This is a genomic window from Candidatus Sodalis endolongispinus (assembly GCF_018777395.1).
Taxonomy (GTDB): domain Bacteria; phylum Pseudomonadota; class Gammaproteobacteria; order Enterobacterales; family Enterobacteriaceae; genus Sodalis_B; species Sodalis_B endolongispinus.
On sequence record NZ_JAFJYC010000001.1, the window covers coordinates 1 to 16,930 of the forward strand.

At 57.8% G+C, this 16,930-nt stretch carries 15 protein-coding genes and 2 pseudogenes; 11 read left to right on the forward strand and 6 right to left on the reverse strand.

Going from position 1 to position 16,930, the window contains the following annotated elements:
• From JZM24_RS00005 to solA, 7 genes are all read left to right on the forward strand, one after another.
• On the forward strand, positions 1 to 333 hold a 333-nt coding region (locus JZM24_RS00005; RefSeq protein WP_215670172.1), incomplete at its 5' end, for a hypothetical protein.
• Complete coding sequence (locus tag JZM24_RS18125) at positions 320 to 565, forward strand: hypothetical protein (RefSeq protein WP_376775496.1); 246 nt, start codon at positions 320 to 322, stop codon at positions 563 to 565. The genes JZM24_RS00005 and JZM24_RS18125, both read left to right, overlap by 14 nt.
• Positions 566 to 727: 162 nt before the next feature.
• Positions 728 to 1,798 carry a dihydroorotase gene (gene pyrC / locus JZM24_RS00015; protein WP_215668149.1) on the forward strand — a complete coding sequence of 357 codons (1,071 nt, stop codon included), beginning with the start codon at positions 728 to 730 and terminating at the stop codon, positions 1,796 to 1,798.
• Positions 1,799 to 2,030: 232 nt separating this feature from the next.
• On the forward strand, positions 2,031 to 2,273 hold the full coding sequence (gene dinI, locus JZM24_RS00020) for a DNA damage-inducible protein I (protein WP_215668150.1): 243 nt from the start codon (positions 2,031 to 2,033) through the stop codon (positions 2,271 to 2,273).
• Between the two features lie 174 nt (positions 2,274 to 2,447).
• Positions 2,448 to 2,726, forward strand: coding sequence for a hypothetical protein (locus tag JZM24_RS00025; RefSeq protein ID WP_215668151.1), 279 nt, complete (start codon positions 2,448 to 2,450; stop codon positions 2,724 to 2,726).
• A 334-nt stretch (positions 2,727 to 3,060) separates the two neighbouring features.
• Positions 3,061 to 3,309, forward strand: a complete 249-nt coding sequence (gene bssS, locus JZM24_RS00030) for a biofilm formation regulator BssS (RefSeq protein WP_074012153.1) — start codon at positions 3,061 to 3,063, stop codon at positions 3,307 to 3,309.
• A 172-nt stretch (positions 3,310 to 3,481) separates the two neighbouring features.
• Positions 3,482 to 4,582 (forward strand): N-methyl-L-tryptophan oxidase, encoded by a 1,101-nt coding sequence (solA, locus tag JZM24_RS00035; RefSeq protein ID WP_312884986.1) that lies wholly within the window; start codon positions 3,482 to 3,484, stop codon positions 4,580 to 4,582.
• Between the two features lie 104 nt (positions 4,583 to 4,686).
• On the opposite strand, the gene trhO is transcribed toward solA, so the two are convergent.
• Positions 4,687 to 5,742 (reverse strand): oxygen-dependent tRNA uridine(34) hydroxylase TrhO, encoded by a 1,056-nt coding sequence (trhO, locus tag JZM24_RS00040; protein ID WP_215668152.1) that lies wholly within the window; start codon positions 5,740 to 5,742, stop codon positions 4,687 to 4,689.
• Positions 5,743 to 5,987: 245 nt separating this feature from the next.
• Between trhO and JZM24_RS00045 the strand changes: the two genes are divergently transcribed.
• The 3 genes from JZM24_RS00045 (at position 5,988) to mdtG (ending at position 9,587) form a co-directional block, all read left to right on the forward strand.
• Complete coding sequence (locus JZM24_RS00045) at positions 5,988 to 7,085, forward strand: NADH:flavin oxidoreductase/NADH oxidase (protein ID WP_215668153.1); 1,098 nt, start codon at positions 5,988 to 5,990, stop codon at positions 7,083 to 7,085.
• Between the two features lie 166 nt (positions 7,086 to 7,251).
• The gene (locus JZM24_RS00050; RefSeq protein WP_215668154.1) at positions 7,252 to 8,175 is read left to right on the forward strand and encodes a Kdo(2)-lipid IV(A) acyltransferase; all 924 of its coding nucleotides are present in this window, start codon (positions 7,252 to 7,254) and stop codon (positions 8,173 to 8,175) included.
• A gap of 179 nt (positions 8,176 to 8,354) precedes the next feature.
• Positions 8,355 to 9,587 (forward strand): multidrug efflux MFS transporter MdtG, encoded by a 1,233-nt coding sequence (gene mdtG / locus JZM24_RS00055; RefSeq protein ID WP_215668155.1) that lies wholly within the window; start codon positions 8,355 to 8,357, stop codon positions 9,585 to 9,587.
• Positions 9,588 to 9,696: 109 nt separating this feature from the next.
• On the opposite strand, the gene JZM24_RS00060 is transcribed toward mdtG, so the two are convergent.
• A complete protein-coding gene (locus JZM24_RS00060; RefSeq protein ID WP_215668156.1) occupies positions 9,697 to 10,122 on the reverse strand; it encodes a hypothetical protein in 426 nt (141 codons plus the stop codon).
• Positions 10,123 to 10,433: 311 nt separating this feature from the next.
• Between JZM24_RS00060 and JZM24_RS00065 the strand changes: the two are divergent.
• Positions 10,434 to 10,748, forward strand: a pseudogene (locus JZM24_RS00065) (MysB family protein); the annotation flags it as partial.
• Positions 10,749 to 10,905: 157 nt separating this feature from the next.
• Here the strand turns inward: JZM24_RS00065 and JZM24_RS00070 are convergent.
• The 4 genes and pseudogenes from JZM24_RS00070 to JZM24_RS00085 form a co-directional block, all read right to left on the reverse strand.
• A complete protein-coding gene (locus tag JZM24_RS00070; RefSeq protein WP_215668158.1) occupies positions 10,906 to 11,136 on the reverse strand; it encodes a YceK/YidQ family lipoprotein in 231 nt (76 codons plus the stop codon).
• Positions 11,137 to 11,227: 91 nt separating this feature from the next.
• Positions 11,228 to 11,860, reverse strand: coding sequence for a hypothetical protein (locus JZM24_RS00075; RefSeq protein WP_215668159.1), 633 nt, complete (start codon positions 11,858 to 11,860; stop codon positions 11,228 to 11,230).
• 483 nt (positions 11,861 to 12,343) lie between these two features.
• Positions 12,344 to 14,885: pseudogene (gene mdoH / locus JZM24_RS00080) on the reverse strand (glucans biosynthesis glucosyltransferase MdoH).
• A complete protein-coding gene (locus JZM24_RS00085) occupies positions 14,878 to 16,476 on the reverse strand; it encodes a glucan biosynthesis protein G (protein ID WP_376775497.1) in 1,599 nt (532 codons plus the stop codon). The pseudogene mdoH and the gene JZM24_RS00085 overlap by 8 nt, the downstream one beginning before the upstream one ends.
• Positions 16,477 to 16,930 lie beyond the last annotated feature (454 nt).

Sequence of the window (16,930 nt, forward strand, 5' to 3'; positions counted from 1 at the left end):
GAGGAACCGCACGCCGCTCTGTTACCGGCCTCCCCGCCTGCCGCAACGCATGACGAGGAACCGCACGCCGCTCTGTTACCGGCCTCCCTGCCTGCCGCGACGCATGCCGAGGAACCTCCCGCCGATCTGTTACCGGCCTCCCCGCCTGCCGCAACGGGCGATGCGCAACATCCTCACGAGCCGGACATCGCTATCGTCGCGACAAATGCTGCCGCGGCAGACGAGCCTTCCTCTGACACCGCACTGACCCAGGATGTGCCGGCGGCGGACAGCGAGAATAGTGGCACGGCGCAGGCGGCGCCTTCCGCCTCTGACCAAGATGCCGCCCGTTAGCACGCCACGGGCGCAGGACGGACTGCCGTTGCCGGCGACGCACGTCAAGCATCATGCCAGCGCGCCGATGACCAAAGCGCCGGCGCCGGCTTATACGCCTTCGCCGCAGCCGGTCAGCGATTGGCAACGGCCGGATTACCGCTTCGACGGTCGCGGTAGCGCCGGCGGTCACGCTGCGGACAATCAGGCGACCGCGCCGGCAACTCGTCCAGAGTCGCCGGATCCGCTGTAAGGCCCCTCTCTCAGACCCGCTACGGCGGGTCTTTTTTGTTCGCTTTGGGCCGGCCATTTGCCAAGAAAGTAATGCAATGACTTCGCTTTACGCTTATTCTTGTCTCCCGCCATGACCCACAACGCACAACGACATCACCCCGTTTAACCGGAGCTAGACCCCATGACCGCACAGCCCGCAGTACTGAAAATTCGCCGGCCGGATGACTGGCACGTTCATTTGCGCGACGATGCTATGTTGCGCACGGTGCTGCCCTACACCACTAGCCGCCATTTTGACCTGGCGATTATCATGCCCAACCTGACGCCGCCCATTACGACACTCGCCCAGGCGATAGCCTATCGTGAACGCATTTTGGCTGCGCTGCCGGCGGGTCACCGGTTTACCCCCTTAATGACCTGCTATTTGACGGATTCGCTGGACAAGCAAACGCTGATTGACGGCCACCGCCAAGGGGTGTTTACCGCCGCCAAGCTCTATCCGGCCAATGCCACGACCAACTCGCAGCACGGCGTCACCAATATTGCCGCCATTTATCCGCTGTTTGACGCCATGCAAACAATCGGGATGCCGCTCCTTATTCACGGGGAAGTCACGGCGGCTGACATCGATATTTTTGATCGCGAGGCGCGCTTTATTGAACAAGTCATGACGCCGATTCGCCGCCAATTTCCGGCGCTGAAAATCGTGTTTGAACATATCACTACCAAAGAAGCCGCCGACTATGTGCTGGCCGGCGACAATTATTTGGCCGCCACCATTACCCCGCAGCATCTCATGTTCAACCGCAACCATATGCTGGTGGGTGGCGTGCGTCCGCATCTCTACTGCCTGCCTATCCTGAAACGCAATGTACATCAGCAAGCATTGCGCGCGGCGGTGGCCCGCGGCTGCGACCGTCTGTTCCTCGGTACCGACACCGCCCCTCACGCGCGAGGGCGTAAAGAGTCGGATTGCGGCTGTGCCGGCGTATTTAACGCCCCCGCCGCTTTGCCGGCGTATGCCACGGTGTTTGAGGAAATCGGCGCGCTGGCGCATTTTGAAGCCTTTTGTTCGCTCAACGGTCCGCGCTTTTACGGTCTGCCGCTTAACGAAGATCATATTACGCTGCGCCGTGAGACTCACCGACAACCGGCGGCCATCCCACTGGCGGGCGGTGACGGTGAAACGCTGGTGCCCTTCCTCGCCGACCAAACGCTCAACTGGACAGTGGTAGACGAAAGCGATCGCTAATCGCACGGATCCGGCGCCCGCCACCGCCCTCTTAGTCGGTCATCGGCGTCAGGCGCCGGGGTGCGAGATGGCGTTCGTCAGCGGTGTCAGGCACTGCGTGTCGACATGGCGTTCGTCTTCGGCCTGAAACGCCGGTCTGACGCCGGCCATGGAGACAATACGCTATATCGGTTGCGCTCTTTCTTAAAGTACTGTATAAATGAACAGGCACCGCTACTGTGAGAGCAGACACATGCGCATTGAAATCACCATCGCCAAATCGACACCGCTCCCTGCCGGTGCCCTGGAGGCGTTGAGCAAAGAGTTACATCTCCGTATTGATAAACAGTTTTCCGACTCCAAGCTGCAGATACGTTATGCCAGCGCCAATGGCATTACGGTCCTGGGCGGCAACAAGGAAGACAAAGCGCTCATCACCGACATCCTGCAAGAGACGTGGGAAAGCGCCGATGACTGGTTCGACCCGCCCTCCTAACCCTCATCATTTTGTAGTACTGTCGCTTGCCGGGCTCGCTACCCGGCCTTTTTTTCTTGTAGCTTTCGCCCAAAAACGCAGGCTGACGCTGTAAAAATTCCTAATATGGCTTATGATAGGGAAACCATTGCCGGTATCTGTCCAAGACGGCACCACCGCTTTCGGGAGAACACCATGACGTCGGAAAAGCCAGAAGAAGCGATGACCTTCGGTGAGTTACTGCAATTGATAAGCGAACAGCAGCGCAGGCTGAGCGTGCTGGAAATTGCTTTTTCCTATCTTTCTTTCATCCTGGACGAAAAAGCGAACCAGTTGCTTATCCATAACCTGATGGTGGAAGCCCAGAACCAAAACCGCGATGCGCTGATGCAGAAATATTTCGCGCAATTAGCGGAAGAGCTGGACCGTCGCGTCACGCCGATGACGCCGCCCCTCACGCCACGGCAGGATTAATGCGCCGCGCCGTCGCGATAGGAAAGGCGCGCCGCCCCTACGCCACGCGCGGGATGATGTGCCGCACCGTCGCAGTAAGTTAGGCGCGCCGTCCCTTACGCCACGCGCGGGATGATGTACCGCACCGTCGCAGTAAGATAATCTCGCCGCGGGGCGGGGGGCCATCACCCGCGTTCGGTGCGTTCAGTAACCCTTTGCGACGTTTCCTATTACAAAAAAAGTCTCTAATTGCGTAAAAAATTTGAAAAGGCGGGTATAATGAGGCTACCTGCGAACCAGTAGATGCCAGAACCTCATTGTCACTCAAATCATAACGAGTCAAAAAAGGGGTATAATGGACAGAAAAAACGAAATAATTCATACACACCCGCTCGTCGGCTGGGACATCAGTACGGTAGATCCCTACGATGCCATGATGATTCGCCTGCATTATGTCAATTCCCCTGACCAAGCCACTGCCGATGCGGAAGTTGATCGGACCTTGTGGTTGACGACGGATGTCGCCAAGCAGCTGATTTCCATACTTGAAGCTGGTATCGCCAAAATAGAATCAACGGAACATCTGGATTACCGCAAGCATTAGTTCTGCCCCCCTATGCACCCGGCAGCCCTGCCGCGGGTGTTTTTATTTTGCGTCAGCCCTATTTCGGACAGATGACAATATTCGTACTCCCAGACTGTTACTACACTTACCCGACCAGGCGCGACGGCCGGCGGAATTCAGTCAGGAGCATGAGGGTATGGTTTAATATTTAATCGTCATCGGCAGCGGTTCCGTGGGGACGGCCGCGGGTTTTTACGCCACGCAAGCCGGACTGAATGTGCTGATGATCGACGCGGCATTTCCGCCGCACCAGGGCGGCAGTCATCATGGCGATACGCGTCTTATTCGCCATGCCTACGGTGAAGGCGAGAAATATGTGCCGCTGGTGCAGCGCGCTCAAACGCTTTGGCAAGCGCTCAGCTACGGTGGCGAAACCCCGGTTTTCCACCGCAGCGGCGTGATAAATCTTGGGCCGCGCCAATCGTTGTTTATCCAAAACGCCGCCAGCGGGGTAAAACGCTACCAGCTACCTTGTGAGTTGATGACCGGTGCCGCGGTGAATGCCCGCTGGCCGGTGCTGCGGGTACCGGAGGATTATATCGGCGTCTTTGAGCCGCCGGCCGGTTATTTAAAATCGGAGCTGACGGTTGCCCGTTATATTTCACTCGCGGAGAAGGCCGGCTGCGCGCAGCTCTTTAATTGCGGGGTCACCGGCATCAACCTCGCCGACGGGGTCGCGCAGGTGGAAACGCGCGAAGGAAGCCGTTATCAGGGGCGAAAGCTGTTGGTTGCCGCCGGCACCTGGGTTAAACAATTGCTGCCGATAACGCCGGTCCGCAAGGTGTTTTCCTGGCATCAGGCAGATGGACGGTTCAGCGAAGATAATCGTTTTCCCGCCTTCACCGTCGAAGCGCCCGATGGCAGCCATTACTACGGTTTCCCGGCGCTGGAGAATGCGCTTAAAGTGGGTAAGCACAACGGCGGTCAGCGCATCACCGCGCCGGATCAGCGTAAACCGTTTGGCGCACTGGCCGAGGACGGCACGGAGGTGTTTGGTTTTCTGCGCACATTTTTGCCAGGCGTCGGTGTGTGTCTCAGCGGCCAGTCCTGCAGCTATGATTTATCCCCCGATGAGGATTTCATCATCGATACGCTGCCGGGACACGACAATGTGCTGGTAATATCCGGCCTGAGCGGCCACGGTTTCAAATTTGCCAGCGTGCTGGGAGAGATCGCGGCGGCCTTCGCCGAAGGCCGCGACAGCGGTTTTGACTTAACGCCGTTTTTACTGCGCCGCTTTGCTGTCGGTTAATCGCTTCCCGTCAACGGCAGGCACGCGCCATCGGCTAGTCGCTCCCCGTCAACGGCAGGCACGCGCCGTTGGCTAGTCACTTCCCGTCAACGGCAGGCGCGACGCTATTCCTGTGCCGGATCGTCCCCCGTTAGCGTCATCTGCAGGCGTTCACGGGATTTATTGAAAATTTTCATGCCGTTATCCCGGCCGGCGCGGCGCGCGCGCTGCTCGGACAACGGCAGCGACAGCTCATCCTGGCAGGTCACGCTGCAACAACCTTCATAGCGTTTGGCGCAAGCGGGGCATTGGATGAACAGCAGGTGGCAACCCTGATTACGGCAGTTGGTATGGCTGTCGCAGGGGGCGCCGCATTGGTGGCAGCAGGCGATAATATCCGGCGTGATCCGCTCGCCCAAACGTTCGTCAAAGACAAAATTCTTGCCGGTAAACTTCAGCGGTAGGCCTTGTGCCCGCGCGCGACGAGCGTATTCGATAATCCCGCCTTCCACGTGGTAGACATTGTTAAATCCGTTATGCCGCATCCAGGCGCTGGCTTTTTCGCAGCGGATCCCGCCGGTACAATACATCACGATTTTCTTATCTTTATCATGCTGCAACATTTCCACCGCCATCGGCAGTTGCTCGCGGAACGTGTCCGAGTGGATCTCGATGGCCTGGTCAAAATGCCCCACTTCATACTCATAGTGGTTGCGCATGTCCACAAACAGCGCTTGGGGATCGTCCGCCATGGCGTTAACCTCTTCCGCTGTTAGATAACGGCCCACATTAGCCGGATTAAACGTGGGATCGTCAATACCGTCGGCGACAATGCGCGGCCGCACTTTCATGCGCAGCACCCAAAAAGATTTACCGTCGTCGTCCAAGGCGACATTCAACCGCAGCCCATCCAATTGCGGATGTGCGTGGTACAGTGCCTCACGCATGGCGTTAAATCGGCTTTGCGGCACACTGATTTGCGCATTAATTCCCTCGGCGGCAATGTAGACGCGGCCGAAGACCTGCAGCGCCGTGAGCGTACGGTAAAGCTCATCACGGAAGCCCTGCGGGTCGCTCAAGGTAAAATAGCGGTAAAACGAGACGGTGGTGCGCGGCTCGCTTTCGGCTAACATGCGCGCCCGTAATTCCTGGTTGGAGACCCGGTTATGTAACACTGGCATGGTGTACGTTCCTGTCGCTAGTCAAATTATCGGCGGCGGCTACCCCGGCCGCCGGGCCGCATTTTACCGCATTGACGCCAAAGCGCCAGCCACGGCGCGAAATTCCTCTTCCCCGACCGGACTGGACGTGCTCATGCCAGAGCAACAACTTGACGATACCCCCGCAGGGCGATCACTATTAGTGCTGACACGTGTCGTTTCCGGGTTTCTCCACGCCCGGCCATTCATTGATGAGAGGCCGGCTAATGAGTCACCTGTTCAGCCCTATCGCTTTGGGCAAACTGCAGCTTGAAAACCGTATCGTTATTGCCCCGATGTGCCAATACTCCGCCGTCGAGGGAGAGGCGACTTCCTGGCACACCGTGCATCTCGGCCATCTGGCGCTGTCGGGCGCAGCCCTGCTGATCCTCGAGGCCACCGCGGTCAATCCGGTTGGGCGCATCTCCCCGCAGGATCTGGGTTTGTGGGACGATCGCACCGAGCGCTCCCTGGCCGCAGTGGTGGAGACGTTAAAAACCCATTCCCCCATTGCGCTGTGGATCCAGCTGGCGCACGCCGGGCGGAAAGCGTCTACCGCGCCGCCCTGGTCCGGCGGAGGGCCTATCGCTACCGGGCATGGCGGTTGGCAAACGGTCGCGCCGTCGGCGCTGGCCTACGATGACGCCTCCCCCGCTCCGCAGGCATTGAGTCTTGATGAGATTGCGGCGCTGAAAGACGAGTTCGTCACCGCAGCCCGACGCGCACAGCGTATCGGTTTTCAGCTCATCGAGTTGCACGCCGCCCACGGCTATTTGTTGCACCAATTTTTGTCGCCGCTCACCAATCAGCGCGACGATCGCTATGGCGGCAGCCTGGAAAACCGGATGCGTCTGACGCTCGAAGTCTTTCAGGCGTTGCGTCAGGCGCTGGGGTTAACCATGGCGGTGGGGGTGCGCATTTCCGCCACCGACTGGGTTGAGGGCGGCTGGGACGAGGTGCAATCCGTGGCGCTGGCTCAGGCGCTAAAAGCCGCGGGTTGCGATTATATTCACGTCTCCAGCGGCGGCCTGTCACCGCAGCAGCGTATCAGCGTCGGTCCCGGCTATCAGGTGCCCTTCGCCAGACGGATCCGACAGGAGACCGGGCTTACGACCTTCGCGGTCGGTATGATAACCGAATCGGAGCAGGCGGAGGCTATCATCGCCAACGGCGACGCGGACGATATCGCACTGGCTCGCGGCGCGTTATACGATCCTCGTTGGCCCTGGCATGCAGCCGCTAAACTCGGCGCCCAGGTGCAGGGGCCCAAGCAATATTGGCGCTGCGAACCCCATGAGGTAAAGGGGTTATTTCGTCGGCCGTAGCGTTATTCACCGCTTATTGCATAGAAAGCGCGCGAGCTTAGGCCAATAATGCCGATCGCGCGACGCTTTATTCCACCGCAGCAAAAAAAATGCCAGAATATTGCAAGGTATTAACGGCACGAATTGAAGGGACGGACTGACCCGTCACATTCGCACTTGGGACGCTATGACCACACTTCCTGTTTTTAATCGTTCTTTGCTGCATCCGCGTTATTGGATAACCTGGATGGGCATCGGGGCGCTTTATTTGCTGGTGCTGCTGCCTTATCCGCTGCTCTATGCCCTGGGCACTCGTCTGGGGCGGCTGGTAATGCGCTTTATGCGCCACAGAGAGGCAATCGCGCGCCGTAACTTGCAATTATGTTTTCCCGCCATGCCGGATGCGGAGCGTGAAGCGCTGCTGCGGCAGAATTTTGAATCGGTCGGCATGGGCCTTATCGAAACCGGCATCGCCTGGTTCTGGCCTGACTGGCGCATCAAACGCTGGGTTTCCGTCAGCGGCCTGGGGCATATCTCCGGCGCGCGCGCGGAAAATAAGGGAGTGTTGCTTATCGGCATGCATTTTCTCACCCTTGAACTGGGGGCGCGGATTTTTGGCATGTATAACCCCGGCATCGGCGTCTATCGCCCCAACGATAATCCGCTGCTGGACTGGCTGCAGACTTGGGGGCGTATGCGTTCCAACAAATCCATGCTGGACCGCGCGGATATCAAAGGCATGATTCGCGCCTTGAAAAGCGGCGAAATCATCTGGTATGCCCCGGATCACGATTACGGTCCGAAAAGCAGCGTGTTCGCGCCGCTGTTCGCTGTTCCTCAGGCCGCGACGACCGCCGGGACCTATTTGCTGGCCAAAACCGCCAGGCCGGCGGTGATCCCGTTCACGCCGCGCCGGTTACCCCAGGGGCGCGGATATGAGCTGCTGATCCTGCCCGATGAGCGCAACATGCCGCTGGATAGCGATATAGCCGCCGCCAGCTATATGAACAAGGTGGTGGAACAGGCGATACTGCGAGCGCCGGATCAGTACATGTGGCTGCATCGGCGCTTTAAAACCCGCCCGCCCGGCGAGCCTTCGCTGTACCGCTGATGCCTGTCGCACCGGCCGGCGCCGGCGCGGTATTTGCGAAAAGCCGCGCAAAAAACGGCCGGTGAAATTGCCCCTGTTGTCCATTGGGCGCATACTGTGTCCCTGAATTAATCTCCCCCGGCGAGAGCGTTCCCAGCCCTGTTGTGTTGTCGACCGCCGTAAATTTGTAACAGGACGTCATGACGCCGGCACCGACACTCATAAATTGGAAACGCAATCTTTTCGTGGCCTGGCTGGGCTGTTTTCTCACCGGCGCCGCATTCAGTCTGGTGATGCCATTCCTGCCACTCTACGTTGAATTACTTGGGGTATCCTCTCCCGAAAAACTGAATATATGGTCCGGCGCAGTGTTCAGCATCATCTTTCTATTTTCCGCCATTGCATCACCGATTTGGGGCGGCCTGGCCGACCGGAAAGGCCGCAAAGTGATGCTGCTGCGCTCGGCGTTGGGCATGGCGATTGTCATGATGCTGATGGGACCGGCGCAGAACGTCTGGCAGTTTTTAGTGCTGCGCGCGCTACTCGGGCTGCTTGGCGGCTTCGTGCCCAACGCCAACGCGCTAATTGCCACGCAAGTGCCGCGCAACAAGAGCGGCTGGGCCCTCGGCACGCTGTCCACCGGCGCGGTCAGCGGCGCGCTGATAGGCCCCCTGATTGGCGGCCTGCTGGCGGATCTCTATGGTTTACGGCTGGTCTTCTTCATTACCGCGCTGGTGCTGCTGGTCTGCTTTATCACTACCGTGCTGTTCGTTCAGGAGCGTTTCACCCCGGTGCCAAAAAAAGATATGCTCTCTGGCCGGCAGGTACTGGCTTCGCTGAAAAATCCGCGTCTGGTGTTGAGCCTGTTTGTCACCACGCTTATCATCCAGGTCGCGACCGGCTCCATTGCGCACATTCTCACTCTGTATGTCCGTGAGCTGGCTGGCAGTTCGCAAAATCTGGCCTTCATCAGCGGCATGATTGCCGCCGTTCCAGGCATGGCGGCGCTGCTGAGCGCCCCGCGTCTGGGTAAGCTCTGCGATCGCGTCGGACCAGAAAGCATATTAATTAGCATGATGGCATTGTCGGTATTGCTGCTGATTCTCATGTCATTTGTGCAGGCGCCATGGCAGCTGGGCTTATTGCGTTTTTTGTTGGGCGCCACAGATGGCGCGCTGCTGCCGGCGGTGCAAACCCTATTGATTTATAACTCATCCAGTCAGATTGCAGGCCGTATTTTCAGCTACAACCAGTCGTTTCGCGATCTGGGCAACGTCAGCGGGCCGCTGCTCGGCGCCTTTATCTCGGCCAGCTACGGTTTCCTGACGGTGTTTTTTGTCACGGCGCTGGTGGTGATGTTTAATGTGGTGTATTCCTGGTGGAGTCTGCAGCGCAGCGCGGCACGTATCAGTTGCCTAATGATTGAGCGTTAGAAAGGGCAGCGCGTGCAAACGCAACCGCCCAATTGGCCATCACAGGGGTGACGGCGGGCTACTGTTGGGACGCGTGCGCCACAGGGCGCAGTGAAATAGCTGCGGCCTCTTACGGTTGCGGCACGCTTTGCCCGGGTTTTGGCGCCGGTTTGCCGCCGTGATCATCCGATGCGCCAGGCCCATGGTCCGGTATCGCCACCACGGCCACCCGTACCTGATAATGCACCTCCTTGGCGGTCGGCGGCAGGATACTGTTCAGTTTCTGCAGGCTGTCCGCCGGATTTTCGCTTATCATTAAGGCGCAGAAAAGCGCATTGCCGTGACAAAAACCGTCGCCGTGGCCGTCCTGGCCGCCGTGTGGTCCCGGAAATGGCGGTAGCGGCATTGCCAGCGTGGGCTGACCGTATTGCGCGCCCGGTGGCACCGGCATCGGCGGATTGCCAGCGCCGGTCGGCGCGGCTGCCTGCACGCCGAGGCTCGCTACCCCGGCGGTGGTGATCATGGCCATAGCCAATAATGTTTTGCGCATCATCATGTTGTCTCCTTTACATCGGGTTTATCCCTTCACTGTAGCGACTCCTGGCTGCCCTGTGCTGACCTTTGCGAAACCTTTACCCCTTGCCGCAACCTTCTTTGCAAAATCCCGTCGCCGGAAACATCCTTGGGGGAATCAGCCGGTTATCGGGCTACCCTCCCTCTGTCACGCCGCCAATCACGGTTTTTTCTTATGCTATATACTGTTTAGCGAGCGGTACTTGCAACTTTGGCCAGAGCGACAACAATTACTTTTACGCCCGTATTCGGCGTGACGGCCTCTGCCCCCCTCATCAGCACAGGAGAGAACTAATGAGCATGTATGCAACTCTGGAAGAAGCGATCGACATCGCCCGCGAGGAGTTTCTGGAAGCGTCTGCCGACAGCAGCAAGGAGGATGAAACCCCTTCAGTGCAGCAATTTAGCCTGCAGAAATATGTCCTGCAGGACGGCGAAATCATGTGGGAAGCCGAATTTCAGGCGGAAGAAAATGACGCCAGCGAGACAATGTCGTTTCGCCTGGTCGAAGCCGCCCAGGCGATTTTCGACGGTGATTACGATGAAACCGAACTGCGTCTGGAGTGGCAGGAGGAAAATACCCTGCACGAGTGGGACGAGGGCGAATATTAATATGAACCGCCGCTGGACACCGAAGAGGGAAAAACCGCCTCGGATGAATGGGACGCCATGTGAGCAGGCGCTGTCCCTCCTTGACCTGCATGCCGCGCAACCGCGGCATGTGGCGCATCAGCCCGGCGTCGACAACCACGGCCACGCCGGCAGTCTAATCGTAAGGGCCGTGGCGCCAGTCCACCGGTAGCAATAGCGTATCTACCACCATAGACAGTGGCAAATCGATAATGGTGAGGTATTTCCACGCCGAGTCGCGCAGATCCCATTGCACGCCCGGATAAAATTGATTGCCGTGCCCCTGGCCGGGCATCGTGCGGCTAATGATGCTGCCACAGCCGGAAAACAGCAGTAGCGCGGCCAGAACCAGACAAAATCGTCCCATAGTGGCTTCGTTTACCTAATTATCAAGCAGCGTCCCGCGCACGCCTATTGATGTCAACCACCGTACCGGAGCAGAGGCCGGCACGCCCACATTATCGGTCTATCGCGGCAGGCTGTACCACAGGCGCACTTTCGCTGCGCTGGGAGCGGAAATACGACAGCGTCGCCAGCAGGCAGAGCGCGTAACCGAACAGTTCGGTACCTTCTTCCACGGCGTTTTTGACGGTACGGATGAAATCATCCGCCAGCAGCGTATGCCATAGCGTGCACATCCCCATCAGACGGGCGAACAACAGCACAGTCAGCAGACCGGCGCTTAGCATACCGTAGCTGGGGTGTTTAAAAAAGACAACCAGGCCGGCCAAGGTACGTTGCGGACTGCGGCCGGCATAGAGCAGCGCCGCGAGCGTCACCGCCAGCGCGAACCACAGCCGACTGCCGTGGCGGATGAGATCAAAGGCGAAGTCCATCTCGCGTATCAGCATACACAAGAAAAAACCGCCAATCAGCGCGCTGCTGTGGCGCAAAGCGGCATTACGCAGTAACAGGCCGTGGATCATCACTAAAATCAGCTCTTGCACAATTTCGGTCAGTGAAGATTCATGCTCCCCGTTATGAAATCCATTAATATCGATAAATAGTAAGGAAGTCAGCAGCGCGATCACCACGGCACACAGCAGAAAAACGCCCAATTTTTTCAATACAAACAGCCAATCACTCTGCATGGTATCCTCATACCCTGAATTTTGAGGGGATTTTAACGGCCAACCTCCACCGTCAAGTTACAATAAATGCTCCCGTCGCACGATCTGGCACTTTTTGTGGAACCAAAGAGAGTTTTTGTGGCCCGAGAGGGCTTTTTTCCACCCTTACCTATGCTTCTAGGGCAACATGGCCGCACTGGCCGCAACGGCTTCAAATGCCCATCCCCTCGGTCGGCCACGATGGGAACGTTAATTAGCCTTCTAAGTATAGCCCAGATATTTTGCTGCCCGGTGCAACGGGGCAGGCGACATGCCGAGATACGGCGAGTCCAGCCCTACCCGGCTTTGGCAGCATGACAAGAATTGATTAGCGCTGGTGTATTAAGCGTCGGTCACCCGGTGTCTGGACAGGAGTGACACCGCAGCCTGTCGCCCAAAAAAACCCGGCCGCTATTCCAGGCCGGGTTTGATGAGGATGGGTCTGTGGTGAGGGCGTGGGCGCGCTCAGCTCCGTCTGACGACGGCGGTGGTGCGCCAGGCGGTCAATTGCTCCGGCTGCGACCACAAGCGCAAGTGCAACCGGGACAGCGTGACCGGATCGCTTAATATAGCCAGACGTTGGGCGGTATTGAGCTTCGCCGGCCCCAATGTCATAGCGGCGGCGAGATGCTCTTGACGGTTGCGCTCCACAAGGTCCGATACGCCATGACGGGCGGTCGCCATGCCCACGGCCAGTGCATTATAGGCCGGATCAATCACCGCACGGCGGAAACCGTCGGACAGTATGCGGGCGCGGTTACGCTGCAGATAATTCTCGGTAGCCACGAGTTCATTCGGCGGCGAATATTCCTCGGGAATCAGAAACAGTCCGGCGCGCTGGCACTTCAGCCCCAGCCGTGCCCGGCTGGAATAGACCGACACCCACGGCGACAGGATAAGCGACACGACAATCGGCGACAGCCACCACAGAAAACGCAGATCCAGCCAGGCCATGCCGCCAGCCCAGACCAGACCCAGCAACATTTGCGAGCCGTGACGCTTAAAGGATTCACTCCAGGGCGTCGCGTCGTCATCGCGCTGGGGTGAATTCCACTGCACCGACCAGCCAAGGAACGCGCTAACCACAAACAGCGTGTGAAATAGCATCCTCACCGGCGCTAAGAGCACGGAAAACAGCATTTCCAGCAGCATCGAAACGGTAACCTTCAGCACGCCGCCGAACTCCCGCGCGCCTTTGGCGATAATGAGGATCACGCTCAACAGTTTGGGCAGGAACAGCAGCACCAGCGTGGTGGAAAATAACGCTATCGCCAGCTCCGGGCGCCACTGGGGCCACACCGGGAAGAGCTGACGCGGCTGCAGGAAATATTGCGGCTCCATGAGCGTATGCACCACCTGCAGAGCGGTGGAGAGCGCCAGAAACATAAACCACAGCGGCGCCGATAGATAGGACATGACGCCGGTCAGGAACACCGCGCGATGAAGGGGATGCATCCCCTTCACCAAAAATAGGCGGAAGTTCATCAGGTTGCCCTGGCACCAGCGGCGATCGCGTTTGAGCTCATCCAGCAGGTTGGGCGGCAGTTCTTCATAGCTGCCGGGCAAATCGTACGCTATCCATACCCCCCAGCCCGCCCGGCGCATTAATGCCGCCTCGACAAAGTCATGGGACAAAATGGACCCGGCGAAGGACCCTTCCCCAGGCAGCGGCGCCAGCGCGCAGTGCTTGATAAACGGCTCAATGCGGATAATGGCGTTATGCCCCCAATAATGGGATTCCCCCAACTGCCAGAAATGCAGGCCGGCGGTGAATAACGGCCCATAAACCCGGGTCGCGAACTGTTGGCAGCGCGCATACAGCGTGTCCATGCCGGACGCCTTCGGCGCGCTCTGAATAATGCCCGCGCGCGGATTGGCTTCCATCAACCGCACCAGATTGGTCAGGCAGTGGCCGCTCAATAACACTGTCGGCGTCCAGGATCACCATATAGGCGTACTGGTTACCCCACCGCCGGCAGAAATCGTCGATATTAACGCTTTTGCGCTTCACCCGACGGCGGCGGCGACGATAAAAAATGCGCCCGGTGCCGCCGGTTTCCTCGCACAGCCCCATCCAGGCTTTCTGCTCAGCGACGCAAATATCGGGATGATAACTGTCGCTTAAGATATAGACGTCGAAGTGATCTATTTGGCCGGTTGCGGCAACGGATTCATAAGTCGCGCGCAATCCGGCGTACACCCGCTCTACGTCTTCGTTACAGATAGGCATAATCAACGCGGTGCGGTGCGCCGGATTCAGCGGTTCATCTCCGGTGGTACTGGCGGAGATGCTGTATTTATCATGGCCAATCAACAACTGCCAAAAGCCCATCAGCGCGGTCCAAAAACCGGCCGACACCCAGCAGAACAGGATGGCGAACGGAATAAGGATACCGCTTTGCAACACATAAGGCAGCAACTGCAGCACCGACTGCAGCACGTCCTGATGGATCATATCCATCGGATCGATGAGCGCCCAGCCCTGGTAAGGCAGAATGGTTTTCATGTACCAGGTGGCGATGGCGGTCTGGAACAGCGTCAGCGCCAGCAGTATATAGCGACGGATAGTGCCGACGGTCCGCCAGTTGCCGTCTTCGCTGGCAGCCATTTCCTGCTTATGGCGCGGCTTGCGGGATTGGCCCCGCAGCACACCCCAAAAGCGGACCAACGGATTGGTAAACCACGGTTCGGAAAACATGGTGGTACGCTTGATGGTCGGCATCGCCTTGATAGCCGTGCGCCCTCGGCTGTCTTGCACCAGAAGATCAGGATGACGCGCGGTTTGCGGCCAGGCCATATATAAACGGCGGGTCACCGATCCCAGCGCCGCATCCTCGGCGGCCATGGTCTCGCCCTGGGGCCGGGATCCGTCGCTAAGGGCGTGGTGCACGGCATCGGGCGCGACTTCGCCTTGCCCACGCAGCTGGTCGCGCAGGCCGGACTTTTGCTCAGCGGCAAGCGGCAACGCCTCGACATAGTCGAGGCTGGTGGAGGTAGAATTATTCATTGGCAGACAGCAGATAGCTCCAGGTTTCGGTCAATGTCTTATCGCCGTTAACCAGTGCTGCACGCATCTCGGTAGGTTGCTTGGTGTCTTTCACCTTCAAACGCAAGGTCAAACGCCAGCCGTGGGTGACCGGGTTAAAACGGACGCTGTTTTCCACTACCTCGGCGTTGTCGCCCACGCTAATCTGAGACGTGACCGGCGCGGCCGGGTCCACCTCTTTCAGCGGCTGGCCGACAAAATCCACCTGAAAAGCGGTGCTGCCGTCCGGCTGACGCGTCAGATTAGTCTGTTTCACATCGCCCGCGGAACGCAAGGTCTGCTTCACATAGGCGAAGTCCGCAGAATGAATTTTGTCTTCATCACGCGAGAAGTGCAGCCGGTAGGCCAGTTCCAGCGGCTGACCGACCTCCGGCAGTTTTTCCGGCGTCCAGAACGCGACAATATTGTCGTTGGTTTCATCGTTGGTCTGGATTTCCACCAGTTCTACATGCCCTTTGCCCCAATCGCCGCGGGGTTCCACCCAGCCGCTCGGGCGCAGGTCGTAACGATCGTCGAGATCCTGGTACTGGAAGAAATCACGTCCGCGCTGCAGCAGACCGAAACCGCGCGGGTTTTCAATTTGAAAAGTGCTCACCGACAAATGACGGGGATTATTCAGCGGGCGCCAGATCCACTCGCCGTTGCCGGCGTGAATCGACAAACCGTTAGAATCGTGCAAAGCCGGGCGGAAATTCATGGTCGTGGCCGGCTGATTGGGCCCGAACAGGAACATACTGGTCAGAGGCGCCAGACCCAATTTGCCAACCTTGTCGCGCAGATAAACGCGCGATTGTACATCTACGCTGGTGTCGCGCCCCGGATAGATGACAAAACGATAAGCGCCGGTGGCGCGGGGAGAATCAAGCAGCGCATACAGCACCAAGTGTTTATCGTTCGCCTTGGGACGCTCAATCCAAAATTCACGAAAACGTGGAAACTCTTCGCCGGACGCCAGCGCGGTATCAATAGCCAGGCCGCGCGCGGACAGGCCATATACTTGCCCTTTGCCGATAACGCGAAAATAGCTGGCGCCCAGCATGCTGACGATTTCGTCATTTTTATCGAGCTGATTAATCGGATAGAGGATTTTAAACCCGGCAAAACCGAGATCCTTTACCGCATCGGGGTCGTGATTGACCGAACCGAAGTTGAAAATATCCGATGAATATTTAACCTCATTAACGGTGGTTGCCGTCACTTCATTGATTTTCACCGCCTGATCGAAATACATCCCCTGATGGTAAAACTCGATTTTGAATGGGGTCGGTAAATCGTGCCACAGCGCTTTGTCATGATTGAATTGAATTTGCTGATAGTCAGCAAATTTCATTTCGCGAAATTGCGAAGGCACATTGCTCTTTGGCGCTTCATAACCTTTAGCCGCCAACGCCTGGGCTTGCTTAGCCACATCGTCAATAGAAAATGCCCATGAGGGCAAAGCGTATAGCGTCAACAGCACCGTGGCTCCCAGCCAACGGAGACTCGCTTTGGATGATTTGACGAAGAATTTATTATTTGGCACATCCCCCCCTCTGCGTGTGCTCTTAATCATTTACAGCAATCTTTATTACTGAAATCACTTGTCCGACAGCATGATACAGTAATGGTTCCTCTTATTCGCCTTCCCGGCATCCTGTGTAGAAATAGGCTGAAAAACCGACTCTTTGAGTGATAAAAGATAGTCTATAAAAGGGTAAGCCAACAGCTGGCGCCCGGTTTGATTTTACCTGAGCCATCGGGCGGGGGTTAATGCTTTTTTCTCTCTCAGCGGATTATGGGCAAAAAAGCAGAATTTTTAACCCCGACAAATCAGCATATTGCCCTGACCATTGACAATAACCTGCCAATCGGGTCGGATGGCGCGCTTTGACCGTCGACGCGCGGAAAGATCTTATTACATTTCCTTGCCGGGGATGACAGGTCAAAACAGGCCGCCTCGGCATGCCGTCGCCCTCTGGCAATGCCTTTGTCGCCACGCTCACCCGCCGGCTGCCGCCGAGCCAATC